General features: G+C 42.2%; 27 protein-coding genes. 5 read left to right on the top strand and 22 right to left on the bottom strand.

Going from position 1 to position 26,180, the window contains the following annotated elements; genetic code table 11:
- The first annotated feature begins 64 nt into the window (after positions 1–64).
- The gene (locus PODO_RS12845) at positions 65–442 is read left to right on the top strand and encodes a PilZ domain-containing protein (protein WP_036686410.1); all 378 of its coding nucleotides are present in this window, start codon (positions 65–67) and stop codon (positions 440–442) included.
- A 134-nt stretch (positions 443–576) separates the two neighbouring features.
- On the opposite strand, the gene mnhG is transcribed toward PODO_RS12845, so the two are convergent.
- From mnhG to PODO_RS12810, 7 genes are all read right to left on the bottom strand, one after another.
- Positions 577–975: a monovalent cation/H(+) antiporter subunit G gene (gene mnhG / locus PODO_RS12840; RefSeq protein ID WP_036686408.1), complete on the bottom strand. Its 399-nt coding sequence runs from the start codon at positions 973–975 to the stop codon at positions 577–579.
- Positions 950–1,243, bottom strand: a complete 294-nt coding sequence (locus PODO_RS12835; RefSeq protein WP_036686407.1) for a Na(+)/H(+) antiporter subunit F1 — start codon at positions 1,241–1,243, stop codon at positions 950–952. Before PODO_RS12835 ends, mnhG begins: the two co-directional genes overlap by 26 nt.
- Positions 1,243–1,716, bottom strand: a complete 474-nt coding sequence (locus tag PODO_RS12830; RefSeq protein WP_036686405.1) for a Na+/H+ antiporter subunit E — start codon at positions 1,714–1,716, stop codon at positions 1,243–1,245. Before PODO_RS12830 ends, PODO_RS12835 begins: the two co-directional genes overlap by 1 nt.
- Positions 1,717–1,720: 4 nt before the next feature.
- The gene (locus PODO_RS12825; RefSeq protein WP_036686404.1) at positions 1,721–3,199 is read right to left on the bottom strand and encodes a Na+/H+ antiporter subunit D; all 1,479 of its coding nucleotides are present in this window, start codon (positions 3,197–3,199) and stop codon (positions 1,721–1,723) included.
- Positions 3,196–3,531 carry a Na(+)/H(+) antiporter subunit C gene (locus PODO_RS12820; RefSeq protein WP_036686402.1) on the bottom strand — a complete coding sequence of 112 codons (336 nt, stop codon included), beginning with the start codon at positions 3,529–3,531 and terminating at the stop codon, positions 3,196–3,198. Before PODO_RS12820 ends, PODO_RS12825 begins: the two co-directional genes overlap by 4 nt.
- The gene (locus PODO_RS12815) at positions 3,531–6,395 is read right to left on the bottom strand and encodes a Na+/H+ antiporter subunit A (protein ID WP_038574415.1); all 2,865 of its coding nucleotides are present in this window, start codon (positions 6,393–6,395) and stop codon (positions 3,531–3,533) included. Before PODO_RS12815 ends, PODO_RS12820 begins: the two co-directional genes overlap by 1 nt.
- A gap of 127 nt (positions 6,396–6,522) precedes the next feature.
- Positions 6,523–7,161, bottom strand: coding sequence for a universal stress protein (locus tag PODO_RS12810; RefSeq protein WP_232061321.1), 639 nt, complete (start codon positions 7,159–7,161; stop codon positions 6,523–6,525).
- A gap of 348 nt (positions 7,162–7,509) precedes the next feature.
- Here PODO_RS12810 and PODO_RS12805 point away from each other — a divergent pair, with 348 nt between their 5' ends.
- Entirely contained in the window at positions 7,510–7,842 is a 333-nt protein-coding gene (locus PODO_RS12805; protein WP_036686399.1) for an ArsR/SmtB family transcription factor, read from the top strand.
- Between the two features lie 51 nt (positions 7,843–7,893).
- The gene (locus PODO_RS12800) at positions 7,894–8,430 is read left to right on the top strand and encodes an SRPBCC domain-containing protein (protein WP_038570543.1); all 537 of its coding nucleotides are present in this window, start codon (positions 7,894–7,896) and stop codon (positions 8,428–8,430) included.
- Between the two features lie 82 nt (positions 8,431–8,512).
- Here the strand turns inward: PODO_RS12800 and PODO_RS12795 are convergent, their stop codons facing one another.
- From PODO_RS12795 to PODO_RS12765, 7 genes are all read right to left on the bottom strand, one after another.
- Positions 8,513–9,265, bottom strand: coding sequence for an alpha/beta hydrolase (locus PODO_RS12795; RefSeq protein ID WP_051491457.1), 753 nt, complete (start codon positions 9,263–9,265; stop codon positions 8,513–8,515).
- A gap of 11 nt (positions 9,266–9,276) precedes the next feature.
- Complete coding sequence (locus PODO_RS12790; RefSeq protein WP_038570541.1) at positions 9,277–10,077, bottom strand: alpha/beta hydrolase; 801 nt, start codon at positions 10,075–10,077, stop codon at positions 9,277–9,279.
- Between the two features lie 19 nt (positions 10,078–10,096).
- The gene (locus PODO_RS12785) at positions 10,097–11,101 is read right to left on the bottom strand and encodes a FecCD family ABC transporter permease (protein ID WP_038574413.1); all 1,005 of its coding nucleotides are present in this window, start codon (positions 11,099–11,101) and stop codon (positions 10,097–10,099) included.
- A gap of 25 nt (positions 11,102–11,126) precedes the next feature.
- On the bottom strand, positions 11,127–12,143 hold the full coding sequence (locus PODO_RS12780; RefSeq protein ID WP_038570539.1) for a FecCD family ABC transporter permease: 1,017 nt from the start codon (positions 12,141–12,143) through the stop codon (positions 11,127–11,129).
- A 13-nt stretch (positions 12,144–12,156) separates the two neighbouring features.
- Positions 12,157–13,173: an ABC transporter substrate-binding protein gene (locus PODO_RS12775; protein ID WP_036686393.1), complete on the bottom strand. Its 1,017-nt coding sequence runs from the start codon at positions 13,171–13,173 to the stop codon at positions 12,157–12,159.
- 217 nt (positions 13,174–13,390) lie between these two features.
- Entirely contained in the window at positions 13,391–13,843 is a 453-nt protein-coding gene (locus PODO_RS12770; protein ID WP_051491456.1) for a hypothetical protein, read from the bottom strand.
- A 27-nt stretch (positions 13,844–13,870) separates the two neighbouring features.
- Entirely contained in the window at positions 13,871–14,209 is a 339-nt protein-coding gene (locus PODO_RS12765; RefSeq protein WP_036686390.1) for a winged helix-turn-helix transcriptional regulator, read from the bottom strand.
- A 165-nt stretch (positions 14,210–14,374) separates the two neighbouring features.
- On the opposite strand from PODO_RS12765, the gene PODO_RS12760 reads away from it, so the two are divergent.
- The gene (locus tag PODO_RS12760) at positions 14,375–15,103 is read left to right on the top strand and encodes an SDR family oxidoreductase (protein ID WP_038570537.1); all 729 of its coding nucleotides are present in this window, start codon (positions 14,375–14,377) and stop codon (positions 15,101–15,103) included.
- A 172-nt stretch (positions 15,104–15,275) separates the two neighbouring features.
- On the opposite strand, the gene PODO_RS12755 is transcribed toward PODO_RS12760, so the two are convergent.
- The 7 genes from PODO_RS12755 to PODO_RS12725 all read right to left on the bottom strand — a co-directional run bounded on the left by PODO_RS12755 (position 15,276) and on the right by PODO_RS12725 (position 24,334).
- Positions 15,276–16,667: an alpha/beta hydrolase gene (locus PODO_RS12755; RefSeq protein ID WP_038570535.1), complete on the bottom strand. Its 1,392-nt coding sequence runs from the start codon at positions 16,665–16,667 to the stop codon at positions 15,276–15,278.
- An 856-nt stretch (positions 16,668–17,523) separates the two neighbouring features.
- Positions 17,524–18,246, bottom strand: a complete 723-nt coding sequence (locus PODO_RS12750; protein ID WP_052096999.1) for a sensor domain-containing protein — start codon at positions 18,244–18,246, stop codon at positions 17,524–17,526.
- Positions 18,247–18,401: 155 nt separating this feature from the next.
- A complete protein-coding gene (locus tag PODO_RS12745) occupies positions 18,402–19,541 on the bottom strand; it encodes a toxic anion resistance protein (RefSeq protein WP_038570533.1) in 1,140 nt (379 codons plus the stop codon).
- A 24-nt stretch (positions 19,542–19,565) separates the two neighbouring features.
- A complete protein-coding gene (locus tag PODO_RS12740) occupies positions 19,566–21,254 on the bottom strand; it encodes a VWA domain-containing protein (RefSeq protein WP_038570531.1) in 1,689 nt (562 codons plus the stop codon).
- A 13-nt stretch (positions 21,255–21,267) separates the two neighbouring features.
- Complete coding sequence (locus PODO_RS12735; protein ID WP_038570529.1) at positions 21,268–22,011, bottom strand: hypothetical protein; 744 nt, start codon at positions 22,009–22,011, stop codon at positions 21,268–21,270.
- A 151-nt stretch (positions 22,012–22,162) separates the two neighbouring features.
- Entirely contained in the window at positions 22,163–23,404 is a 1,242-nt protein-coding gene (locus PODO_RS12730) for a molybdopterin-dependent oxidoreductase (RefSeq protein WP_038570527.1), read from the bottom strand.
- A gap of 51 nt (positions 23,405–23,455) precedes the next feature.
- Entirely contained in the window at positions 23,456–24,334 is an 879-nt protein-coding gene (locus PODO_RS12725) for a LysR family transcriptional regulator (protein WP_036686616.1), read from the bottom strand.
- A 115-nt stretch (positions 24,335–24,449) separates the two neighbouring features.
- On the opposite strand from PODO_RS12725, the gene PODO_RS12720 reads away from it, so the two are divergent.
- A complete protein-coding gene (locus PODO_RS12720; RefSeq protein WP_038570525.1) occupies positions 24,450–25,739 on the top strand; it encodes an adenylosuccinate synthase in 1,290 nt (429 codons plus the stop codon).
- A gap of 143 nt (positions 25,740–25,882) precedes the next feature.
- Here the strand turns inward: PODO_RS12720 and PODO_RS12715 are convergent, their stop codons facing one another.
- Positions 25,883–26,071: a hypothetical protein gene (locus tag PODO_RS12715; protein ID WP_036686376.1), complete on the bottom strand. Its 189-nt coding sequence runs from the start codon at positions 26,069–26,071 to the stop codon at positions 25,883–25,885.
- Positions 26,072–26,180: the final 109 nt, after the last annotated feature.

Below are 26,180 nucleotides of genomic sequence, written 5' to 3'. Positions count from 1 at the left end.
GCTCTTCACTAATCCTACTTTTATGTCGATAATTTATAATACATGGAAAAGTATGGAGGAGCATATGAACACTAATCGCAGAACCGAACCTTTTCGATATACCCTTAAAGAACCTGTAACATTTGATCTTCATATTCTTACTATTAACGGCATCCAGGTTCCTTCCAAGCCTGTAAGGGCTGTATTGTTCGACATCAGTCGATCGGGTTGCCACTTATCGTTACCCCTCAATATCAACCCAGAAAATAACCTAGTACGCATTGGCATGGAAATGAATCTTACGGATGAATCTATGTACATAGAAGGAATATTGAAATGGAACAAAGAACAACAAGGCAGTTTCCACTACGGCATTCAGTTGGACATCCCTGAGAATGACGGTGAACGACTCCCAAGGGTACTTCGCATACTTGCTGGAGAAGGCAAAATATTAGTTCGTTAAGATAACAAAAAAAGAGTAGTTTTAATCTAAAAAAGCAACAACCCCGCGTTTTCATGCAGGGTTGTTGCTTTTTAGCTATTGCGATCCAAACTTATTGTTGTAATCCGAAATTACAGACTAACATTTCCTGAATTTTATTCTTGAGGCACATCCCGTTCAGGGGATGCTGCTACAGCTTTTTCTTTCTCCAGTACCTCTCTTAAATCATCCTGAATTCTGCGATTCCATAAGGGAACCCCTGAGCGATAAGCAGCTCTACCTGTCAAATGCGCAGATAAAGGTGAGGTCATAAATACAAAGACAATCCCCAGTAGCAGCTTAGCACTTATATGATCTAGAAAAAATGCAAAATATAGAAAGGCCCCGCTCAGAACACATAAAACACCAAGGGTTGCACTTTTAGCAGCGGCATGCGATCTCAGATAAACATCAGGCAGCCGAATCAGTCCATAAGCACTTACAGCACTAAGCAATGCCCCCATCAGAATTAACAAAGCAAACAGCAATTCACCGACTGTCTTGATCGTTTCCATGTTCTAGCACCACTCCCCTTTCGATGTATCTGGCAAATGCCGTCGTGCCGATAAAGGAAAGAATGCCTATTAACAAAATAATTTCGATAAAAGCCTGCGTTCGGAGTAAAACAGAAAGAACGGCTACCATGGCTAACAGATTAATTCCAATCGTATCCAGTGCTGCTACCCGGTCAGGCAAAGAAGGTCCCTTCAACAAACGCCAGGCGCATACACCAATCGCCAGCGCCATAATCGTAAGCGAGAGCATAAGAATAAAATGGATCATTAACGGGTCACCTCCAATATCGCACGCTCAAAGGTGTCACGGATATTCGCTCTGAACTGTGCGGGATCATCAACATCCATGGCATGAATATACAAAGTCCGGTTATCATCCGATACTTCAAGTACCACAGATCCGGGAGTAAGGCAGAGCAATGTGATCAAAGTAGCCACTTCCCAATCCGATTTCAGCTCTGTAGTATATTTCAAGATTGCTGGACGTATATTAAGCTCCGGTCTCAGAACGGCTTTTACCACTACATAACTTGAAACGACCAGTTCCCGCAGCAGTAAAAGGATTAGCTTAATAATTGCCCACACTTTTCCTAGATATAATTTGGGCCAAAAACGTCGCATTCCGAGCAGAATGAGGATACCGATCAAGAAACCAATGACGAAACGTGGCCCAGTCCAGTCATTGTGCAGGAACATCCACAGGAATGCTATCATGAAATTCAATAATAGTTGAAAAGCCATAGTATCACTCCTTCATGACAGCGTTAATGTATAGTGCTGGATCAGCCAGTACGGCTCCGGCTTGACTCACAAAACCGTTTACCGTCTCCGCACCTACACCCATCAGAATTACAATCACGAACAGAACAGCCGCCGGTGCCATCATGGCTTTATAATGAAGCGGTTTGACTTGTTCTTCCCTTTTCTCGCCACCCCAGAATACTTGCTGGAATACCTTGATCAAGGAATATAACACTACAAAGCTGGATGCAAGTGCAATCAGCGCCAGAGCCACGTGATTCTCTCCAAATCCACTACGCACCATCATCACTTTTCCAGCGAAACCACTAAGGGGTGGAACACCAACCAATGCCAAAGTCAGTACAAAAAACATCCAGCCGGTCCACGGATAACGTCGGATCAAACCACCCATTTCTTTTAATCGGTCGGTGCCCGAAGCTGAGATAATCATCCCACCCAGGAAAAATAATAATGCTTTGGCAACCATGTCATGCATTAAATAAAACACTACACCATTTAACGAATCCTGAGTCGCGACAGAGATCCCAAAAGCAATAAATCCTACACTGATGATGATATTATAATTAAATATTCGGCCCAGATCGTTGTAAGCCAATGCCCCGATTGCCCCAAGTATCATTGTCGCCCCCGCCATCCAGGCAATCAATGTATGGGTGAGTCCCGGTTCTTGAATAAAAATCAAAGTAAAGGTACGTGTAATTGCATACAATCCGACCTTGGTTAACAAAGCCCCAAACAGGGCTCTAACAGCCAATGGCGGTGCACTATAGGAATCGGGAAGCCAGAAAAAGAGCAGCAAACCTGCCTTAATCGAAAATACAATTAGCAGCAGGACCGCAATGACGTTCATTACACCGCCTTGTCCCGCCTCTGCTACACGCATAGATAAATGCGCCATATTCAGTGTGCCTGTCGCAGCATATAAATAAGCAATCGTCGCCACAAACAAGGAAGAGGAAATCACATTAATTAATACATACTTTAATGTCTCTCGCAGTTGACCCTTGGACCCACCAAGTACGATCAAAGCGTAAGAAGCAACTAACAGCACCTCAAAGCAGACAAACAAGTTAAACAGGTCCCCGGTGAGGAAAGAGCCAAAAACCCCGGTTAATAAAAAATGGAAAAACGGGTAGTAATAAAACCGTTCTCTGTCTTCCCCAATGCTAGCGAAGGAAAAAAACAGACAAGCCGCACCAACAATGGCCGCTGTCAACACGAGCAATGCCGAAAACATATCGGCAACAAACACAATGCCATAAGGTGGACGCCATCCCCCCATATATAAGGTCTGGATACCGTTTATATTTACCTGATACACAATGAATCCTGCAACAAAGATATTTAAAAACACACTGACGGCACTTATGATTCGTTGCAGACGTACTCGTTCTTTCAGAAAAATGAGTATAACTGCCGTAATGGCCGGAATCAGCAGAGGCAGCACTAACAAGTTGTTCATCGTCTCTCCTCCTTGGTTCCTTCCACATCATCGGTACCCGTCGAGCGGTAAGTCCGGTATGCCAAAACAATAAAAAATGCTGTTACTCCAAAGCTAATTACAATAGAGGTCAAAATGAGCGCCTGCGGCAAAGGATCGACATAAGCTTCCGCTTCCTCACCCAGCAATGGTGCAGCACCTGTCTTGAGGCCAGACATTGTCAGTAACAACAAATGAACGCCGTGCGTTATTAAAGTGGTTCCCAGAAGGATACGCAGCAAGCTTTTGGAAAGAACTAGATAAACACCTACGGAAAACAGTACACCGATCGCCAGGGCAATAATAAGCTCCATTAGCTATCCCTCCCGATCGTAAATATGATATTCATAGTGACACCAATAACAGCTAAGAAAACACCGAGATCAAAGAACATTGCTGTGGTCAGTTCTGTTTTGCCCATAAGTGGCAGTTGGAAATAGCCAAACGCTTGGCTCAGAAAAGGTACATCGAATAAAAACGAACCTATTCCTGTAAGAAAAGCTACAGATACCCCTATCGCGATTAACTTACGATAGTCGATAGGCAATACCTTCTCAACCATATCAATCCCAAAAGTAATGGCGAGTAGTACCAATGCGGCTGATGCCATCAATGCTCCAATAAATCCGCCTCCCGGATTATTATGTCCGGCGAAAAACAGATAAAGCGAAAATATTAGTATCATAACGAAGGCTACTTTAGCTACCGCTTGTAGTAACACATCATCACTTACAGAAGAACGTGGTTTATTATCCTTCACAGCCCGCTTCAGTGGGGCAATAGTTCCATCTGTATCCAACTGCAGTTTGATCATGGAATAAATAGCAAGTGAGGCAAGGCCAAGCACTGTAATTTCAAACATGGTATCAAAGCCGCGGAAATCAACGAGCAGAACATTAACAATATTTTTACCGCCACCCAAGGTATAGCTATTCTCCACATAATATTTCGAGATGGATTCGAACGGACTACTGCCTAAAGCAGCAAGTGCAACCAATGTCATGGTTATTCCCATCCCGATGGAAATAATTAGCTTAGGCAAGCGGGACCGAAGTTTGAACGGTTCTTTCTCCAGCTTAGGCAAATGCCGAAAACATAGCAGGAACAATGTAACGGATACTACTTCGACAATCATCTGCGTAAGCGCCAGATCAGGTGCCCGGAACAGAACAAAGAGTAAAGTAACCATATAACCAACCATTCCTGTTAACAAAATGGCTGTGATTCTGGAACGTACAAATGGGATAGCCAAAGCGCCCACAAGCATAACCATAACAACAATAACTTCAAACAACGAAAACGGAGCATATTCAGTTGTCCCAAGCGTAATTCCATCGGTATACCACACGGCTCCACCAATGGCTACGATCAGGAAAGCGAAGATATACATCAAGTAATGGCGCATGGAACCTGTCATATAGGTGCCAGTCAACGCCCTAGACGATTTCTCGACCAGCCGGATTACTCCGTCATAGACTTGATTTAAAGTGTAGCCACTGCCCCATTCTTTATCGACCAGACTCCAGCGGCCATAGATTCGGTATACAATAATACCAAGAATCACAACACCAAGTGTCATCCATATTTCTGGTGTAAAGCCGTGCCAGAAATGAATATTCACAACAAAGGGTTCTCCGGTCTGCAAGATTGGGTGAATAGCATTCATTGCAGGGATAATAAGTGTATTGGATAATATATTCGGGAAAAAACCGATAAATATAGACAGCACTGCTAGCAGGCACGGGGCAAGCAGAAGTCCAAATGGGGCTTCATGCGGTTTTTTGTCCAGCTTCTCAGGCTGATATTTTCCGAAAAAGGTGTGAAAAACCAAAATCATACTGTATGCAAAAGTAAACACGCTGGCAATCCAGGCCAAAACCGGGAAGAGCGTAAACAACGAGGGAACAGACAATATATCCAGGTTTCGGATATTCAGAACAGCTGTAAAAAACATTTCTTTACTTAAAAACCCGGAAAATGGCGGCAAACCAGCCATCGAGAAACTGCCGATCATCGCTACCGTAAAGGTAACCGGCATAATGGAAATCAGTCCGCCCAACTTCCGCAGGTCGCGGGTACCCGTCTCATGGTCAACTATACCGACCATCATAAACAAAGAGCCTTTAAAGATGGCATGGTTAATAAGGTGAAAGATAGCCGCTGTTGTTGCAGCAGTGTAAAAGACTGAATCTCCCCCTACATAAAATGCCGCTGCCGATCCCATTCCCAGCAATCCCATAATCAGTCCAAGTTGACTAATCGTTGAATAGGCTAATAGAGCCTTCAGGTCCGTCTGCTTCATCGCCTGGATAGAGCCATAAATCAAGGTGATCAAACCGACGCCTGACACAACCCAGAACCACTCATATTGCCCCGCAAAAACAGGGCTGAAACGGGCGACAAGATACAATCCAGCTTTAACCATCGTTGCCGAGTGAAGATAGGCGCTAACGGGTGTAGGTGCCTCCATGGCATCTGGCAGCCAGATATGAAACGGGAACTGCGCTGATTTGGTGAAGGCGCCTAAAAGAATTAGTAGCATCGCCGGAATAAATAAAGCATGCCCGCTAATATCGCCAACCTCACTCCAAATTTCCCGGATACTAAAGGTGCCTGTCATTACATAAAGCATTAAAAAGCCGGCAAACATCGCTAAACCACCAAATACGGTAATCAACATAGATTTGAGAGCACCATACCGCGATTTTTGCCGCCGATGCCAAAAGGCAATTAACAGAAATGACGAAACACTTGTTAATTCCCAAAAGCCGTATAACACCATCAAGTTATCCGAGAGCACAACGCCAAGCATCGCCCCCATAAACAACATTAGATAAATATAAAAAGGGGTTAACGCTTCTTTTCGCCGGTCAAGATAATAAATTGAATAGATAATTACAAGACTACCCATCCCAGTGATTAGCAAAGCAAACAACAAACTTAATCCATCCAGATGGAAAACCAAATCAATTCCTAGTGAAGGAATCCATGAAATGGTTTCATATCCCAAATCCCCACCCTTAATAACGGGAATCCGGGTTAAGAAATAAACAAACAAAACGAGTGAACCAGGGAAAACAAGCCATCCTCTATGAAGGTTGGGTGCTCTCTTGGACAAAAGTGCGATTACTAAGGCCATTAGAAACGGAACAAGTATGATTACATGCAGCAAAGGCAGTCCTCCTTTTCCACTTGAGCTTATCAAGTTGTGAACTTTAGTACTTACTTTTTCACCAAAAGCCAAAGATCATATGATTGGTAGGGCCTTATATACAAGGCCCCAATGTTGATAAGGGCAAGCCCGATTATAAAGAATCGGTCAATGTGCCATCACAAATATGCAGATATCTAGCCTTTCCATCTTCCTGCTCAATTCTGAATAAACCGTTCTCAAATTCTGTGTGTAGTTCGTGAAAGAACTTTCCCTTAAGCGAATACTCTCCCTGAGGTTCATCACTGAGCTGATATTCAGCCCCGTTTTTGACCAGGTAGGCGATAACGCCTTCCTCATGGGTTTCTTCCAACCCGGCGCGCATCCGCTGCACAGCCACGACATGCAGATCCATCATTTTCATTTTACCAATGAGTTCATTGATGAAATTACGTTTGGTAAGCTCCTGCCACCGAGTTTGAGCAGATTGTCCAATGACGATCTGTGTGACCTCATTTTCTTCAGCAACTTCTACAATAATATCTGTTGTTTTTCGGCCTTCACGTTTCCGAATGATAAACTCTGCGCCAGCTTCATCGGCAAGACGTTTCCAGACCGTCATATACATTTCTTTGCTCTGATTATATTCATCAATATCCGAACTATCGACATTTAATACAAACAATGGCGCCCCTATAATTTCAGATAGTTGGACACCACGCCGGATTAAACGCTCCCCATGCGGACCATAATGAACACAAACCATAATCTTTTCATTGTGTATGACCTTCACCCTCCTGTAACATGGCCAAGAAATACAAAAGGAGCCCACTGGCGTTAGGCCCCTTGCGTATTACTAAAACCCGATAAGTTATACTTAATTATATCTATTCCTATGTTTTTTGTAAAGTTTGATGGTTATCATGGAACATATTTCTTTTTAATGCTTGTATCATGCCCTTCTTTTGCAGGTGTCATTCAATGCATTTTATACATTCCTTTACAGGAATATTCCTGTCATGGTATATTAAAATTATTATTACAAACAGGAAATAACAAAAAGGAGGCGCTATAGAGCCGTTTAACCATGGTGCGTCATAATAGAGCGAATGAATTTAATGAATCGAAGTGATCCTCGTTTATGAATACTAACGTTATGAGTGCCTTAGCTGAGCCCCACCGCATGCAGATCGTTGAACTATTACGGGTTAATCCCTTAACCGTTGGGGAGATTGCAGAAAGTCTTCAGCTACGGCAGCCTCAAGCGTCCAAGCATTTGCGCGTCCTTAGTGAAGCGGGCTTAATTGAAGTTCAAGCTGTTGCTAACAAGCGCATTTGCAAGCTACGTCCTGATCCATTTAAGGAAATAGACGATTGGTTAGACTCCTACCGCCATATATGGGAAGAACGATATGATCGACTGGATGATTATTTGCAAAAGCTACAGAGCAATGAAAACAATAAAAAATCATAGTCTCAGGCTGAAATTGGCAGGAAGCATACAAATTTGAGGAGGATCTATCCCATGACAAATTCTAACCCGTCCAACCAAGTGGTATCCAAAATTGTTGATGGCAACACATTAGTATTAGAGCGCGTATTCCAAGCTCCACGTGAACTTGTATTCAAAGCTTTTTCTGAGGCTGAGCATTTGAAGCACTGGTGGGGTCCAAAAGGTTGGACGCTTCCCGTATGTAATGTCGATTTCCGTCCAGGGGGTACTTGGCATTATTGCATGAAGTGCGAGGATAAGAATCAAGGTGATTTCTACGGTATGGAGTCTTGGGGCAAGGCATTGTATAAGGAAATTACAGTCCCAGAACAAGTCATTTATACAGATGGGTTCTCAGATGCAGAGGGGAATATTTCAAAAGATTTGCCTGAGACGCTTGTCCAACTAGATTTTATCGACCTGGATGGTCAAACGAAGCTGGTGAATACCGGTAAATACTCTTCTCCGGAAGCCTTGCAACAAGTTATTGATATGGGGATGTTAGAGGGGATTTCCCAAACCTTCGACAATTTGGATGCCCATCTCGAGAATTTACAGAAGAATAACTAGAGCAGCTATGTGCTAGCCATGACCCTTTTCATCGATAAATAGGACGAAGCAAGGCTACTCTCTCCCGCTCGTCCTATTATGTTTATTTTGCAGGAAATAAGAACCTGATACTATTCGGAAAATATTGCAGGAAAAACATGTCATTATGCGTGCCCAGCGGATCCGTCTCAAACTTCACACGCTGATCAGCTTCATCAATCTTCTCTTTTAAAATATCATAAGCACGTTTGCTGTTAGGCACCATGTCCTTCTGGACATTTGTCTTGTGGATACCTTCCTGTTCACCAACATACATATAAATTCTGCATTCCCTATCTAGTCTTGAAGCTTCCATGTAATGAATGAAATCTTTAAACCATACAGACGCAGATATGAATATAAAATTTCCAAAAATAGCTTCAGTCTTGTACATTGCGTACAGACTTATTAATCCACCTAGTGAAACACCACCCAAAGCCAATTTCTTCGGCTCGTTAGAGATGCGATAGGAGCTTTTGATATAGGGTACAAGATCCTGATAGACGTAATTCAAATAATCATCGCCCTTGCCCCCAAAGGACCAATCCTTAAAAAGAGCAGGCATTTCCCAAGGTGTATATTCATCATTCCGCAGTTGAGAATCAATCCCGATAAAAATAACCGGCTCTGTTACTCCCTCTTCCACATCTTTCTCTATAGCTATAATCGCCTCTTTGAACAAAAAATCTCCATCCTGTAAGAAAACCGCTGGAAATATCCGCTCCGGAAATAGATGATATTCTTTCGGTAAATACACGGTAATCTGACGATCTATATGTTCAAAAAGCACAAGCTCGCCTGCCCTCATTTGCGTCATATCCCCACTCCTTAACAGTTCAGCACTCGAAACGCTCTACTCATAATCGTTGGCACTACAGAAGCGTGATTTTCATTGGGTGCGACATAGTGCTCAACCTCTAAATTACGCAGAGCATATTCATTCATTTTTGAAAATAATAATGCTGCGTCATCGACCATAAACGACTCTTCACTCCCTACGGTAATCAATAACTTTTGTTTATCGGTCATCTTCACTTGACCATTGTTATAGAACCGCTCCGCATACGTCAGGATTTCATGATCATTCCACCAAATGGATGGACTAGAGGCCAAATAATACTGGAATAGCTTCGCACGAGTGAATAACGTCCAGAGGACAAATAAACCGCTGAGAGAGTGACCAAACAAGGCTTGTTTATGCTGATCCACATTATATTTCTTGTTGATTGCTGGCATTAACTCTAATTCTAAAAAAGCTAAAAACTTCTCAGCCCCACCATGTGGTCCTATGTCAGCATTTTTCAATCGATCCGGATATACATACAACCTCGCAGGAGGTGTGAAATCATAAAATCTTCTTTTAGAGACCTCTTCATCTGTACCATAATGTCCAATTCCAATCACAATTGCTGGTGCAATAAAAGTTTTTGGGGCATTTCTTGACTGCAGTTTTACGACATCCCGACCTAATTGAAAATATGAATTACCATCGAGCATGTAATATACTGGAAAGCCCTTTTCTGGTGCTGCTTCTCTGGGAAGAGAAACCTTTATATCGTACGTGTAACCCATATACTGAGATTCAAGTTTCCATGATTCTGTGTGTTCGAGCTCTACTTGTGTTGTCATTTTTTCTGTACACTCTCCCCTACACTCTTGACTTGGCTAATAAATATAAGAAATATGGAATACCAATAATCGAAACGACTATACCCACGGGTAACTCTGCCGGCTGAAATATTGTTTTGGCAAAATAATCTGAGATCACCAGCAAAAACATCCCAACCACTGCACTGGATAACATAATATAGCGGTGATTAATTCCTACTAATCGTCTGGCGATATGAGGAGCCATCAAGCCTATAAAACTTATAGAACCGGATACAGATACACAAACACTTATAATCCCCACACTGCATAACAGAAAGATCAGCTTTTCTTTTTCTACGGAGATCCCCAAGCTTTTTGTACTGGAATCCTCCAATTGAAAATAATTGAGTAAATAGCTTTTTCGATACATTACAAATCCTAAAATAAGCACCCAAGGTGCGATCATAATGATATAAGTCCAGTTCGCGCTATAAATACTTCCGACACTCCAAACCGCAGCCATTTCATAATCACTTGCATTCATTTTCAGAGAAATATACAACGACAACGCACCAAAACCACTACTAATCGCGATCCCTGTCAAAATCAAGCGTTGCATATCGAGTGCACCATTCCGCCAAGAGAAAATAAAGATAATCACAACTGCGGCAAGCCCACCTACAAAACCAAACAGCGGCATGGCTAGTATCGAGAACCAGCTTTCTTTGAAAAAAGTAACTCCCGACATCTGAAAGAAAAACATAAACGCGACGATGGCAGCTCCAGCGCCTGCATTAATCCCAAGGATCCCTGGATCAGCCAGCCCGTTACGGGTAATTCCTTGAATGACAGTTCCCGCCATCCCCAGACCTATTCCTACTAAAGAAGCAATAATGATCCGTGGTAACCGAAACTGAAAAATAACCAGATCAAATTTAGGGTCAGGATCTATTCGCAGCAGCGTTTTTATCACATCCATTACAGACATATCAAACACGCCATTCGTAAGATGAAAATACCCCGCCACAAGGGTTAACAGGATAAAAACTAATAGTGTCAGCATATAGCGGCTAAACTGTATTTTACTTCTATCCACGCTGCTCTCCCCCTTTAACCCGAATTAAATAAAGGAAGAACGGGATTCCAATAAAGGCTGTTACAACACCGATTGGCGTCTCAAACGGAAAGTTAATATAACGGCTTAAGACATCGCATAACGCTAAAAAAACAGCTCCAATCACCGCTGAGCAAGGAATGATAAAGCGATAGTCTATACCTACGATAAAACGTGTAATATGAGGAATGATTAGGCCCACAAAGGCTATCTTGCCAACTAAAGCTACTGCTGTCCCGGTCAGACATATAACAGATATAATACTGACAATTTTCACCCATTTTGTTCGTTGACCCAAGCTAATCGCCGTTTCATCCCCTAGGGAAGCAACCATTACTGATTTAGAAATACTAACCGCCAAGAGCAGTCCAACGATTATAAAAGGAATCGATAATATTAGCATATCTGGATTAACGGTATGTATTTTCGAGCTATACCAAACGCTAACATTTTGTGAGACTTGAAAAAACATCGCTACTGCTGAGGCGATACTACTTAAAAAAGTACCAATTACAGTCCCAATAATAGCTAACCTGACTGGTGATAAACCGTTTTTGACCAATGAACCAAATCCGAAAACCAAACCCGCTCCGATGGCTGAACCCACCATGGATAAAATAATCATCTGAACATTCGATAATCCCGGATAAAACACCATAGCCAACGTAATAACAAATGCCGATCCGTCATTTACTCCCATAATCGATGGTGATGCAAGATAGTTACGTGTAACCCCCTGCATTAACGCCCCTGAAACAGACAGAGCCGCTCCAACTAATAAAGCGGCGATTACACGCGGAAATCTAGATGTCATAATAATGTTGTGGTCCACATTATTAGCATCGAAGTGTGTAATCGCCTGCCATATTGTCAATATTCCAATATCTTTAACACCATATAAGACGGATACAACAATTGCTAATACGATGAATAATGGAGAAGTTGATAGGATCAATATAACTTTCCAATTTTTTGTATTCATTTTATTCATCGCACCTTTGGTTTTACTTCAACAGGTTTTCAATTGCTGAATCCAGGAATCTTACTTTAGACCAAGCCGTTCCACCTTGTGCCAACGGATCAATTGCATTTACAAACACATGATTATTTTTGACAGCAGTAACGCTTTTGAAGATCGGATTCTTGAGCAAATCATCAAGTGCTGTTGCATTATCAGTATTCTCACTAGTCTCAAACTGCAAGAAAATATAGTCCGGATTAATATCCGCCAAAGCTTCTAATGAAAGCTCCGCTTGTGCCTCTGTAGAGGAGATCACCTCAGGAATGGCAGCGCCCAGATCTTCATAAATAACCGGATTCAAATAAACGCCAGCAGGATATACACACATACTGCCTTGACGAATACGAATGACTAGAATGGATTGATCTTTCAGCTTTTCTCCGATTTCAGCCTTAGCATCAGCGGCTTTAGATTCATAATCGCTAATAATCTTTTCCGCATCTGCCGTCTTACCGGATAATTGACCTAATAAGAGCAAGTTATCTTTCCAGTTCGTTGAAATATGTGAATAAGGAATCATCGTTTGAATTTTATTAAGTGCGCCGGCTACATCTTCCCCAAACTTGGAAGACCCTAAGATAACATCTGGATCCAGCTGCAGAATCGCTTCATTACTTGGAGCAAATTTATCCCCCACTAAGGATGCACCCGCTAGCTCAGTTGACAGATAACCTGGAATAGCATCAGCTATTGCAAGTACACCTACAGGTTTCACTCCCAGTATGGCAGCATCCTCCATAGATTCGAGACTTGCTGCTACAATATTATTAATCTCTGCAGGCACGACATAATCCTTGCCCAAATATGTAACGGTTTGTTCAGTGGCAACTGCCTCCTGAGCCGCATTTCCTTTGTTATTTGCTGTTCCTTCTGCTGCTACTGCAGCATTATTTGTGCTTTTTTCTGAAGCTGTCTTATCCTTCTCATTGTTACCGCAAGCTGCCAAACTCAAAGCTAAAACTGCTGATACCCCAGCTAATAAATATTTTTTCTGATTCATATTCAATCTCCCCATCTATATTTTATTTATCATTCTTCAAACCAAAGTAATGATAATGAGAATCGTTATCATATTAAATCATATGAGAATAATTATCAATACTTTTCTTTGAATATATGAAATCTTGTAGTTTAACAGATGCGTAGAAATATTAATGAGCATGCAGAAGAACCCGCACCAAATGCGGGTTCTTCTGCACTAAATATGAGTTAAATTTTTAATCAACGTTATAAAACTCAGATAAGTCACGGAACAACAATCCGCACTCCTCTAGTCTATTAAGTTCCTCATTCACATCAGTGATCAAATTGCTTTCTCTCTCATGGGCTGTATTGATTAGCCACGGTTGTCCTTGTTTTAGAAAACAAAGATCATCAGGCAGCCTGGTCTGTACCCACGAGTACAAGCTGGTGGAATAGGATAAAAGAATATCGACCGCTTCAGGTGAACAATGAAAAAAATAAACATCTGCATAATGCCCCATAAGCCGAGTCCCCGGCCAATAGTCATCTTTTATGACCTTTTTGAGAAAAGGTTGCAGCTGTTCAAGCAGTTCAACTCCTTCTGGCTCCAACTCCATCTGATCACGTTTTACTAGAATAAATTCATCACATACTTCCATAGCTACCTGTACCAGCGTCTTGTAGGTCTGACCCGTTGGTTCCTGCAAAATAGTATGAATAATAATGTCCCCCCTCTACTTATTTGTATTATTCAAATATTCTTTATGCATCCTACCCCAGCCACACATGCTATCCAACACTGTAATTAGCGATTTTCCATGTTCTGAAATACTATATTCTACCCTCAAAGGAAGCTCATGATAACTCACCCGGTCGATAAGCTGATCCTCTTCAAGCTCACGTAATTGTTTAGCTAACGTACCTTGGGAAACATCAGGGATGATCCGTCTAAGTTCCCCAAATCTTTTTGTGCCATCTATCAATAAAATAAATAAAATGAGCGGCTTCCACTTTCCACCGATCTTTTCAAGTGTTGTAAGAACCCCAGTCAATCTCGGCTCCAGCAAATCCATGTGATCCCCTCTTTCGATAGTTATATAACTATATGTTCGAACCAGCTAGTACGAAAAATCGTACCTAGTACGAAAAAAGTGCGTACTGTGCAGGTTATATTTTATAGCCAATAATAAAAAACAGAACTTAATAAGTCCAATTAACTATGAACGGAGAAGATAAATATGTCCACTATTTCATTAAAAAACCAGCGTATCGTCATTATCGGAGGAAGCTCCGGAATAGGGCTTGCGACTGCCAAACAAGCGGTTGAACAAGGCGCAGCTGTCATAATCGCTGGGCGTTCACAAGATAAATTAGAGAAAGCTCAACAGTTTTTAGATTTCGATTCTGTTGAAATATATTCACTAGATAATCAAAATGAACAGGACTTGAAAGCTTTCTTTGAAAAAATCGGCGCATTTGACCATTTGTTCACTCTGGGAGCCTCCTATGTTAGAGGACCGATAACTTCGAGCTTAGAGGTTGCTCACAATTGCTTTAATGCAAAGTTCTGGCCGCAATATAATGCTGTAAAGCATGCTATCCCTTTTATCAACCCTACAGGCTCCATTGTTCTTATGTCCGGCGCATTCAGCCAACGTCCACTTGCAGACGGTGCCTCCTATGCAGCTTGTAACGGCGCAATTGAAAGTCTGGGAAAAGCATTAGCAGTAGAATTGGCTCCGATTCGGGTAAATGTTATTTCCCCTGGAACCATCCATACCAACTTTAATTGGGAAGGCGCAGAACAGGAAACTAGAGACAAGGCTTACGACGAATATACGAATATCAATCTCCTTGGCAGGGTTGGCCATGCCGACGAAGCAGCACATACAACGATTTATTTGATGACCAATGGCTATACAACAGGAAGTACTTTATTTCCGGATGGGGGATATATTTTGCGATAAAAAACAGCTGACTCAATAAGTAAGAATTTCTACTTATTGAGTCAGCTTCTTTTAGTTTAAAGAATTAGGGAAGAATTCCTTGATTATCAGCCAGGGGATCCGTTTCCCTTAGTTAAGATCATAGTAAATTCAAATAAGGAGCATAACCTCATTTGATTATGAACTCCAATGACTACTTCGTATTAAAGGTTATACTTATGGAATCCTCCTGAATCTCCTTAATTGTATATATACCGATTTTTTCAGCAGCGCTCACTAGCGCTGAGATATACTCAGGAGTTGAATTTAATTTCCGAGCAGAGGGCTTCAGATTAATGGAGAACTCCTCCCCATGCTCGTCAACATCAAGAGATTTCACATAAACTTTAAATACCTTTACATAATGCTCATAGTTAACTAAATGTTCTTCAGTAACACCTTGAAATGAAACATTTACTTTCAAGGATTCCGGCTTCAGGAAGCTCACCTTACCTGCCTTGTCTAACTGCCCTACTTCAGGATTCAACACTTGATATTCAACTCCGTCAAGGATTGTAAAATCCATCCCATTATCCATAGTAACTAGTAAATTAAGACGCACATCGATAGCTTCTGGTCCGATTAATGTCAGATAGTCGCTAACTTCATGCTTGATCGTTTGTCCAGCCTCTTTCCCGGCGAACATAATCAATGGACTATGTACACGTCTATTCCATGACTTCTCTTCATGTGTACCCAAAGGGTCCATCTGAAAGAATAGGTCCTTCCCTAATACAAATCCCTTCGACTTTAGTACCGTCACAAGCGGATCAATTGGCATTCCTTCGGTTACACCCATGTCGAGCCAAATCTTCAATGCAGGCTTCCCGGACTCTTTCGCCAACTCATCCAATATACGCCCATTGCTTACCCAAGTGGCAGGGGATAAAGCCCCTATCGCTGAGAAGGTCTCCGGGTGCTGATACCCCATCCATAATGCCTGAACAGCACCGAATGACGATCCCATGATCATCCGGTGATCCCGATCGGGAATGGTCCGGTAAGCGCCATCCACATAGGGAATAACTGTATTGATAAAATATTGGGTAAATTCGGCTGCACTCGCTCCATCCGAAGGAATAGACTGATCCGGAAATGGAACATACTCCATTCCCCGTTCTGATCCATCACTTGAAGCGACTCCTATCACGATAACCTTCTCCATGGTTCCATCAGCAACAAGCTGATCAATGATCTCCTCAACTCTCCATTCTTTGCCTAAAGAGCTGGTATTTGTGTTAAAAATATTCTGCCCATCGTGCATATACACAACAGGATAACGCTCACTGTCAGCTTCATACCCTGCAGGTAAATAAACAAATATTCTCCGCTCACCTAGATTCTCTATGTGCACAGTACCTTTTGCTATCTCCTTATTGGTTGGATTCTCCGAAGCTTTTGAAGTATTACTTTTAGTTGGATTGGGAGTTGATGATGCCGCATTTTTTTCAGTTACATTTCCATTACTAGAACATCCCGAAAGCGCTAACAAAACTAATACTGCAAATCCCCAAAACCTCCATCTAAATAATCCATTTGAATGCATAGAACCCCTCCTGATTTTTGTTCAAACGTTTTCACAACTCTTATTATACAGGATTTATATGGGATTATGAACATTTTTTCACATGTTGGAGGAGCATTATAGTAAGCTCTAAACCAAGTACATCCTGGGACATACAAACCAACTCCGACAACGTCCAAACAACCCGAAAGAACGGTTTACGGATCGCTCCGTGAGGGCTACAATTTGTAGCATTGCCATAGCAGGCAGGAATAGGGCATATTTTTATAACATCATTCAAAGGCATAAAGGAATAGGAAAAGCCTGCTTGGAGTTCCCAAAGAGATGATTGTTGAAGACTAACTGATCTCTAACCTGATACACGCGCTTATGAATGAACATATAAATCTATATAATTTGTGCGATTACACTCCAGCGACAAGTGATGCATGGAGAGTTGAGTTGACGGGGGGGCAATGTGTAAAAGCGTTCGAGTTTAATTGTATTTCATACAACTATAATCAAACAGAACGCTCGATCACTGGATATAAGTGTATTTCGTGCAGCTATTTTCTGAAATTACTCCCTTATAAGTGGATTCTCTAGTTTTTAGTTGTATAAAGTGCAGTTAAAGTCAGGATTATTCTTTTGGCACTCGAAATAACTGCACAAAGTACAGCTATTTCGCAGATTCCTTCTACTTCCCACACCAACAACCCGACGAAAAAATCAAAGAAGCAATCAGACAACCTCCACTAGCTCATCATTTGCAAAAGCAAACCTCCCCGTAGACTAAAAAACACCAGACAGTGATTCTCCACGAACTGAAGGATCACTGTCTGGTGTTTTATTCAGATTCAGAAAGGGTTGTTGTTTTGAGACAATCTCTTCTTTCCAATTAGTACTGTTGTCTTTCCTCGTAGGATACGAACAGCATTCTACGTTGCACATCCATAAGCATACGAATCACCCAACTTGCTAACAAGGCAACAACAAATCCAGCTACTACATAGGAGATATATTGTTGGGATAATGTCCAGTCGATCTGGAACAAAGCAAACACACTATTCTCTAAAATGTTCAAATCCATGGTTTGCAAGAAAATCTGGTGCAGCACAGGTAGTGTAATCAGGCCCAATGCAGCCGCTACTACAGTTACTGTTATTGAAAAGAATATAATGCTGGATACGAATCGACCCATAATCAGCATGACGTTACGGGCAAACTTCGCTCCATGAAAACCTAACTTCATTCGTTGCAGGAAGCCCGCTCCCTCCAGCTGCATTTCCGATCTGGCCTCTTCACTAGGTCTAGGAATATCTAACAATGATCTGACCAGCTCTTGTTCAAATTGTACGATGTAATTCAATCCCTTAGCTACTGCAAAAAACAAAGGAATTCCGATGAATATTGGGGTTAACGCAATGGATAACGTCAGCCCTGTCACCATAAACACGAAATATACAATCGTAAGCGGCAAAGAGATTAAGAAGTATAAAATACTCCGATATGTCTTTGGACTTGCTCCACGTTTGCGCGTTTTAGATTGGGGTTGGGATTCTGCTGGAATATGCATGGAATCAAGAGCTCCCATCGGCATAGAGTATAACTTATCATTCATTTCTATTGTCCTTCCTCTCACGTTTTTCAATTAATCTCATTATACGTGGGAAAGAGAAGGCTCAAAACAGTCTTGGGGCTGGAGTCATACCAGACTAAAGGCTAGGATTTATCGCTTCAAGGCGCATAATTGACCGGTTTTATGATTTTGCTAGGCTACAGTCCCAACTTATTTCCCTTTTCCAGCCGCACAATCTGCTGTTCGCCATTATCTGCCAGCTCTCTGAACTGATTAATGGTTTCACGCATTTTGGGGAGAGCTTCCTGCTTATAAGTACTGATGGAATCGAGAGCGGATAGCACATCTGTAAAAGCTTGCTTTAATGTATCCACTGAAATACTTGATTCTAACGACTGTTTATGGATTTCCGCCCCTTGGTTTTTCAACATTTTTGAGGTACCGCTGATCAGGCTATCGGTGGTTTGATTTAGAAGTTCGATCTTTTTCAAAACAATTCTTTGATTATACAGCGCACTAGCTACCGTAACCGATATTTTCAAGGCAGACACGGTAACATTTCTAGCTCTGTCCACCCCTCTGATCAGCTCTTTATTATTTCGAATAACTACTTCTATGGCCATAATTCCTTGTTGATTCACTACAAGCATCTGTTGCAAATCCATAACACGCTGCCGCAACGGAAACAGCACTTCTTCTGTAATGAACCGAACTTTCTCCTCATCCTCATCACGCAGCTTAGCCGCTTCCAGTTGCGTCTCTATCTCCTGATCCATCAACATGCCGAGCTGAATCTCTTTTTGTAGCTTTTTTGTGAGTTCCCGAAGGGCCTGTTGCTCGAATTCCAGCGTAGTATTGTCGTTCTTCAAAACGGTCTTACCCTTATCTAAAGAAATTATAATATCTGAAATCACAGCATCCGCCTTTTGATATTTAGCAAAATAACTACGTAATGGATTAAAGAACTTACCTAGAAAACCCGTCTTGGCAAAATCTACTGCACTGGGATCCAAATCCTTCAGCTGGAGATTAAGCTCCGTCAAACCTTTTGCTACTTGGCCGCCTTCATCTCCTGTTTTTGATAAATTCCCCACAGAAATCTGCAACAGGGAGTTTTTGTCCGAAGAGGATCTCATCGTTTCCATACCGAAGCTATCAATGGATTGCAGCACCCCTTTTCGCTTATCCAGTGACTCTAAATTCAGATCCAGAATGGCGGAGACATTGTTTACTGCCAGTGCTTTGAGTTGTGATACTTCCTCGGGCTCAGGTTTGACCTGCTCCTCAATTACTGATTTCAGCTTTTCCTGACTTACGACTTCCATAGTAAACGACATAGAACCCCTCCTATAAAATATAGCTTACATTTGAACATTGAGCAGGTTGCCGATTTTATAGACTACATCCTCTGTATCTGCATTGATGTTGGCCGCTTCATTTATACTCGAAATACTCTCAAGCGCCTTGATATTCGCATTGTAGCCAATCGTGTAAATCGGGATTTTGTAGGTTTCAATCAGACCTCTGATATCATTCAAGGAATGCCCTGCATTGGTCTCCCCATCACTTAATACAAAGATCAACGGCTTCAGATCCGGATTTAGCTGTAATTCCGTTTGAAGCATATGAATGGCTACCGCGATTCCGTCAAAAGTAGCCGTCCCCCCATTTGCTTGGAGGCTGTCAATCGCACCAACAAACATGGACTGCTGGTTCGTGTCATATTTTCCAATCGGAAGATTGATTGTAACGTTATCAGAGTAAGAGACAAAACCAATGCTGTTATCCTTGCCCAAGTACTTCTGGCCTGTTAATAAAGATTGCTTTAAACGGTTCAAGGGTTCCCCGTTCATACTTCCTGAGACATCTGCTACAAATACTGCGGCGATAGGTTTATTACCATTTTTCTTCTCTTTCCACAGCTTCTGAGCTGAGGATATGAGACTACCATCCACTGTACTAAGCTCTGATTGGTAATCATTAAGACCATTGAAGCCTTTTTTCTCACCCAGTTCCTGGTATTTATCCAGTTCAACAAACTCAGCAAACTTCTTAATAATATCGAGTTTTTCCTGAGGAAGATCACCCAAAGCATAAAGCGGGCTGTCATGTCTTACACCAAAAGGAGTGAATACATACCCCCCTTTCAAATCTGTTGCATTCACAAAGATCTGGTATTCTAAGACAAAAGCATCAAGCTTACCGGTTTTTGCAGCCTCTCGCATCTGTAAAGTGGTTGAGGCAATAAAGGGAACATTTGCTTGGAATTTCTCAAAGCCCTGCACTGCTTGCTCACCAAGTAAATCTGCACCGCCAAACGTCCCAAGCGCTGTTACCAGAAAATTCAAACCCGTAGAACTGGCAAAAGGATCGGTATAACCCATTGATAATTCATTATTTGCTATGGCGTCTGTAACCGTCTTCACGTTTAAAGAACCGTATTTCTCTATTAGTTCATCATATTTCGCCTTACTGGTAACAATACCAGCTACATTACCTATAAGGCGTTTAGTGATTAGCTGCGTGTTCATCCCGTTTGCTTTTACCATTTCGCCCCACAACTCATTTGAAGGGGTAAAGGCATCTGGCACATACTTCCCAGATCTTATGTAATCTGTCGCTGTACCTGAAGCAATATTACGGATTTTCACAGAAACGTGACTCCCGTTCACCTCAATATTAGAGTTGTTAAAATCTGTAGCAACTTCATTCAGCCACCCGTCATTACCTGTTCCTGATTTTTCAGTAGAAGAGAATATCTCTACAAAGCTATCTGTTGTATTGTCTACGGATACAGGAAACTTTGAGATATCTGGTAATGAATCCCCAATCGCAACAGGATCCAGGTCAATCTGGCCTTTGATTTGCTCAGCCGTAGTCACGTTTATGTTCTTGTATAGCTTCTCTAGCTGCTTCCCCGCATCTTCGGAAGAAATCTGGGTTTCGGTTTTTCCTATATTAGAGGTTAAGGTGATTCCAAAATACACGAGAGCAAAAACTACCACCGTAATGGTCCCTAAAACTGCTACTGTTTTTCCTTTATTAGCCATACACATCTCCCCTTCATTGCTTATAAAATTTCGTCTGCTTGATCAACTCATCGATTTCCTTCATACAAGGCATCTCTTCAACATCTGTATAATCTGTACTGTCGAGTAGCGATATTTCCAGCAGCAGCTTATCCAGCTTCAGCAGAATCTCTTCATTTGCCCCAAGATACCCTGTTACGTAGGCCAAATATTCATTGTACAAAGCTGTCTTTTTCTGCACCAATTTATCTGAGAACTGTGAGGGTCTATGCCGGCTGGAGAAAAGGGTGAACTCTGAGGCATCAAATACACTGAGTTTATTCAGAATCCCTCGAATGTTCAGGTAAAAAAGCTTCGCTACTTCATAACTGACTGCATTAAATTTTTTGAAGCTAAGTTCAGTGGATTCGAATCTCTGACCTAAAACATCTAACAAGGTACTTCTCTTCTTTTCCATCCGGGATATCTGATCTAGAGCAAGCGCAATGTCTTTTTTCAGTACTTTGACATTTTTGTATTGAGTAAGCGCGGCTATATAATCCTCATAAGATTTCAGTGTTTTCACAGCAGGGATAGATGAAGGTTTAAACAATAAAATATAACTTCCATAAAGAACAACAAGTAGACTAACAAACAACAATGTCACACCCAAAGCGGTTTCAAATACACTGGTTCCTCCGATTTCCACCCCTAATAAACCTGGTGACAACACGATAATGTTCAGTAGTACCACACCGAGAATAAGTCCCAACAGCTTTATGGCTCTAACCCCGTTCATCACAACCACCTCCTGCATCCAGTCACTTCTATTGTATGGAGCAATTTCTGTTATTACGTCTCTTCATTTGCTATATGTTAAAAAAATAAGGAATTAATCAACAAAAAAACCTTAACAGGCAATAAGCCCATTAAGGTTAACAATCACTATTTTATACCCACGCATCATTTGAATACCCGCGTTGCTCCCAATATCCCGTATGATCGCCTTCGATCAGCTCAATCCGGTTCAGCCACTTCACAGACTTGTATGCGAACATCTTCGGAACGATTAACCGTACAGGACCGCCGAGATCGCTAGGAATCGGCCTTCCATCATGCATTACCGCGACCAGCACATCATCCATGTCGGCTTGTTCCAATGTGAGCGTATCCGTGTATACACCATCACCCGAATAGAATTTCACAGTCTTAGCTGTGGGCTTCACACCGGCCTGACTCAAAAGATCTTTTAGCTTGATGCCTTCCCAGGTATTCTTATAGACTGACCAGCCTGTCACACAGTGAAAATCACTCACCTGAACGGTCCGCTTCAGCTTTACGAACTGTTCCCAGTTCCACTTGAAATTCTGCTCCACAAGCCCATCTATCGTAAAAGACCAATTGTTGTTCGTAAACTCCGGAATCGGAGTGACTGTGTAAACACGGAATTGTCCTTGCGCCCCTCCTCCGAGAGGGGGTGAGGATGCTGCCAGTGGCTGGGGTGCAGGCAACAACTGATTGCGATCACTTTCGATCAGCTTATCAATCGTTTCGCTGCCCCCGATATTTCCAATTGAACTGCCGAGCCATTTTATAAACGATGGGCCTATAGTTACCGCAAGCCCAACACCAATCGATCCGCGTATGAAAGCTCTACGTGTATAAACCGGCTGTGGGGTTTCCCGATGATTCGAAGGGCTACCTGTCTCAATGCCGCTTTTCACTACCCGCCGGTTCGGTTCTTTAAGCCATTTTACCCGAGTCAAAGAATGATAAATAATATAAGGAAGACCTATCCAGGTCAATAAGTCATGGACGACCAGAGCAACGTTCGATACATGTGGACCCACCACGCGGAATTGCCAAAGTAGCACTCCTGAGACGAACCAGCCTAGCAGCAATGAAAGTACAACGATTACATTAAAACGTTGCCAAGGCCGCTCCTTCAATTGTTTCCAATGTTTCCCTGCCAGCAGCAAATAATAAATAACCGGAATAATCGAAGCGACACCGACCACGATATGAAGCCCTTTGATCCATACTCTGCCTTCCCCTAAGAAGCCACGCCAGAAGCCACCTACAAGTACAAGTCCTGTGAGTGTGAGCAACACAATCAGCCAGCCATTCCAGGTATGAAGCTCCCGAAGCTTTTTCCCGTATCCCTTACGCAGCCGAGCCAGTAAAGAATTCATTACCTTTCCTCCTCTTCACTAGGTATGCTCAAATAGCTCTTTATCCTGATTCTACTCTAATAATGTTAGAAAAGACTTTGAAGCAGCTGTAAGAGGAACTCCACGCAGGGTAGCAATTCCTATGTTACGTTCTGGCAAAGGTGGGTCCAGAGGAATCTCGACAAGCTCACCTTTCTTCAATTCTTCGGTTACGTAATCACGAATAACAAAAGCTAGGCCAAAACCACGTTTCGCAAACTGAACAAGCAAATCCACACTGCCCAGTTCAAATTCAGGTGTAATCGTCAAATGATTAGAAGCTAAAAACTGATCCATATACTTTCTGGTGCTCCCACCCGCTTCTAAGCATAACAACGGATACTGCTGAATGTCTGCAAGCGGCATGGTCTTGTCCGCTAAATGACGAAAACCTTTGCCTCCTACAAGGCAATCTTGAAGCTGAGTACTTTTGCGAAAATCAATCTGTTTATCAGATGTCGGCAAGCTGACGATACCAAAATCAATTTTCCCTTCTTTTAAAAGCGTAAGTGTTTCTGGTGTCGTACGATTCGTAATATGAATGCGGATATTGGGAAATTGTTCGTGAAATTGCTCCAAAAAAGGCAACAGATAATATTTGCATAAGGTGTCACTTGCTCCGATATGAATCTCGCCGCTGTTCAGATTGTTCATATCTGCGATCGCTCTTTCGCCCATGTCTACATGATGAAAGGCTTGCTCAATAAAGCTAAGCAGTACTTTTCCTTCTGTTGTTAGATCGACCCCGCGAGAAGTGCGAAAAAATAACGGGCCGCCCATTTTCTCTTCTAATTGTTTAATCGTGTGACTTACTGCCGGTTGTGTAATATTGAGTCGTTCTGCCGCAGCAGTTAAGCTCCCTGTATTTGCTACCCAATAAAAAGAGCGATACCACTCCAAATTAATGTCCATCCCCACGTCATTACTCCACCTTATAATAGATATAACTTATATCAATTTTTCTAATGATTTAACTAGCATTATACTTAGTCCTGTAGCCAAAAACAAGCTTGGGAGGCGAAAACGCGTGACCGTAATTGCAATTGTAGGAGCAAACTGGGGCGACGAAGGAAAAGGAAAAATGACGGATGTGCTAGCTGCACAATCTTCCTTTGTCGTTCGTTTTCAAGGTGGTAGTAATGCTGGGCATACCATCATAAACCAATATGGAAAATTTTCATTGCATATGCTGCCATCTGGGGTATTTTATCCTTCCGTTACAAACATTATTGGACCAGGAACAGCACTTGATACAGAAGTATTAATAAGAGAACTGAAAGCTTTAACGGATAGAGGCGTGCCAAAACCTAGGTTATTCGTATCCGAACGGGCGCAAATCGTGCTTCCAATCCATCGTTTGTTTGATGAACTAGAAGAGGAACGTCTGGGATCTCAAGGATTCGGTTCAACAAAGCGAGGAATCGCACCATTTTACGCAGATAAATATGCAAAGCTAGGCATACAGGTAGCGGATTTATTTGATCCTGCTCGACTTGAGAAACGTCTTGAACAATTACTCGCTTCCAAAAATATATTACTTGAGCATTTATATAAGAAAACGCCTATCCAAATCTCGGAATTAATGGTTCAGCTGCAAGAAGAAGCTGCACAGCTAGCGCTTTATGTAGCCAATACAACAGACTTACTGCAAGAGGCTTATGCCAAGGGAGAGACTATTTTACTTGAAGGTCAGCTTGGGGCTCTGCGTGATCCTGATCACGGTATTTATCCTTACTCCACCTCCTCTTCAACACTTGCCGGGTTTGCACCTGTCGGTGCTGGTCTTCCTGCAGCAGCTATCACGAATGTCATCGCTGTAACCAAGGCCTATTCCAGTTGTGTCGGCGCTGGACCTTTTGTTACGGAATTAGAAGGACCCGTAGCGGATGAACTTCGTACAAGAGGTGGCGATGCCGGGGAATTCGGGGCTACGACTGGCCGTCCTAGACGTATGGGCTGGTTTGATGCTGTAGCTACTCGTTACGGTTGCCAAATGCAGGGTGCCACTGAAGTCGTGTTAACTAATCTTGACGTACTTGGTTATTTGGATGAGATTCCGGTTTGTGTGGCTTATGAGCTTGAAAATGGAGAGATCACCGACAAGTTCCCGGCTACGAATAAACTGAACTCTGCAAAACCGATATTCACGCATTTATCTGGCTGGAACAGTGATATCTCTCAGATCACCGACTTCGAAGATCTGCCAGAACAAGCTAAGCTTTACATTGATTTTATTGAAACCTCTATTGGCACGCGTATTACTACGATTTCCGTGGGTCCTAGACGCGAACAGGTCATTAATCGGATAACGAAATAATCATATACGTATTAAATCTCTGTAGAATTTAAAAGAAGCGCCTCTCTTATTAGAGAAGCGCTTCTTTGTTTTATTCATGAGAAGGGCTGCCTCATACGTAGAAAAATCCACTTTTGAGACAGCCTCTTTTTTGTGTACTCTTTTTAAATCAACACGGCATCTACTTTTGTCTGCGGAGCCTTGTCACAGCGTTTACAGACCTTAACGACTGCTCCATCCGTTTTTTTCTTGGGATAAAGCAGCTTAATACGGGTGTTCTGACAGATTGGACAAGTCCCTCTGCCCCTTGATGGTAAATTCCAAAGTGCATGTCCACGTTTTGACTTTGCCATGAATAAACCCCTCATTTCGAACAACAATAGTCAACACTTTAATTCTGAAAGTGCTTCTCCAAAATGATATGTCGCAAAGACAGGCTCTATGACTAAAGTAACGCAGAAA

The sequence above is a fragment of the Paenibacillus odorifer genome (assembly GCF_000758725.1).
In the GTDB taxonomy this organism is placed as follows: Bacteria; Bacillota; Bacilli; order Paenibacillales; family Paenibacillaceae; genus Paenibacillus_AQ; species Paenibacillus_AQ odorifer.
This window is presented reverse-complemented; position numbering and strand designations above follow the sequence as displayed.

Excerpts from the sequence above, each read along its gene's own strand:
- PODO_RS12845 (WP_036686410.1), top strand. The coding sequence starts at position 65 with ATGAACACTAATCGCAGAACCGAACCTTTTCGATATACCCTTAAAGAA.
- mnhG (WP_036686408.1), bottom strand. The coding sequence starts at position 975 with ATGGAAACGATCAAGACAGTCGGTGAATTGCTGTTTGCTTTGTTAATT.
- PODO_RS12835 (WP_036686407.1), bottom strand. The coding sequence starts at position 1,243 with ATGATCCATTTTATTCTTATGCTCTCGCTTACGATTATGGCGCTGGCG.
- PODO_RS12830 (WP_036686405.1), bottom strand. The coding sequence starts at position 1,716 with ATGGCTTTTCAACTATTATTGAATTTCATGATAGCATTCCTGTGGATG.
- PODO_RS12825 (WP_036686404.1), bottom strand. The coding sequence starts at position 3,199 with ATGAACAACTTGTTAGTGCTGCCTCTGCTGATTCCGGCCATTACGGCA.
- PODO_RS12820 (WP_036686402.1), bottom strand. The coding sequence starts at position 3,531 with ATGGAGCTTATTATTGCCCTGGCGATCGGTGTACTGTTTTCCGTAGGT.
- PODO_RS12805 (WP_036686399.1), top strand. The coding sequence starts at position 7,510 with ATGAATACTAACGTTATGAGTGCCTTAGCTGAGCCCCACCGCATGCAG.
- PODO_RS12800 (WP_038570543.1), top strand. The coding sequence starts at position 7,894 with ATGACAAATTCTAACCCGTCCAACCAAGTGGTATCCAAAATTGTTGAT.
- PODO_RS12795 (WP_051491457.1), bottom strand. The coding sequence starts at position 9,265 with ATGACGCAAATGAGGGCAGGCGAGCTTGTGCTTTTTGAACATATAGAT.
- PODO_RS12790 (WP_038570541.1), bottom strand. The coding sequence starts at position 10,077 with ATGACAACACAAGTAGAGCTCGAACACACAGAATCATGGAAACTTGAA.
- PODO_RS12785 (WP_038574413.1), bottom strand. The coding sequence starts at position 11,101 with ATGCTGACACTATTAGTTTTTATCCTGTTAACCCTTGTGGCGGGGTAT.
- PODO_RS12780 (WP_038570539.1), bottom strand. The coding sequence starts at position 12,143 with ATGAATAAAATGAATACAAAAAATTGGAAAGTTATATTGATCCTATCA.
- PODO_RS12775 (WP_036686393.1), bottom strand. The coding sequence starts at position 13,173 with ATGAATCAGAAAAAATATTTATTAGCTGGGGTATCAGCAGTTTTAGCT.
- PODO_RS12765 (WP_036686390.1), bottom strand. The coding sequence starts at position 14,209 with ATGGATTTGCTGGAGCCGAGATTGACTGGGGTTCTTACAACACTTGAA.
- PODO_RS12760 (WP_038570537.1), top strand. The coding sequence starts at position 14,375 with ATGTCCACTATTTCATTAAAAAACCAGCGTATCGTCATTATCGGAGGA.
- PODO_RS12755 (WP_038570535.1), bottom strand. The coding sequence starts at position 16,667 with ATGCATTCAAATGGATTATTTAGATGGAGGTTTTGGGGATTTGCAGTA.
- PODO_RS12750 (WP_052096999.1), bottom strand. The coding sequence starts at position 18,246 with ATGAATGATAAGTTATACTCTATGCCGATGGGAGCTCTTGATTCCATG.
- PODO_RS12745 (WP_038570533.1), bottom strand. The coding sequence starts at position 19,541 with ATGTCGTTTACTATGGAAGTCGTAAGTCAGGAAAAGCTGAAATCAGTA.
- PODO_RS12740 (WP_038570531.1), bottom strand. The coding sequence starts at position 21,254 with ATGGCTAATAAAGGAAAAACAGTAGCAGTTTTAGGGACCATTACGGTG.
- PODO_RS12735 (WP_038570529.1), bottom strand. The coding sequence starts at position 22,011 with ATGAACGGGGTTAGAGCCATAAAGCTGTTGGGACTTATTCTCGGTGTG.
- PODO_RS12730 (WP_038570527.1), bottom strand. The coding sequence starts at position 23,404 with ATGAATTCTTTACTGGCTCGGCTGCGTAAGGGATACGGGAAAAAGCTT.
- PODO_RS12725 (WP_036686616.1), bottom strand. The coding sequence starts at position 24,334 with ATGGACATTAATTTGGAGTGGTATCGCTCTTTTTATTGGGTAGCAAAT.
- PODO_RS12715 (WP_036686376.1), bottom strand. The coding sequence starts at position 26,071 with ATGGCAAAGTCAAAACGTGGACATGCACTTTGGAATTTACCATCAAGG.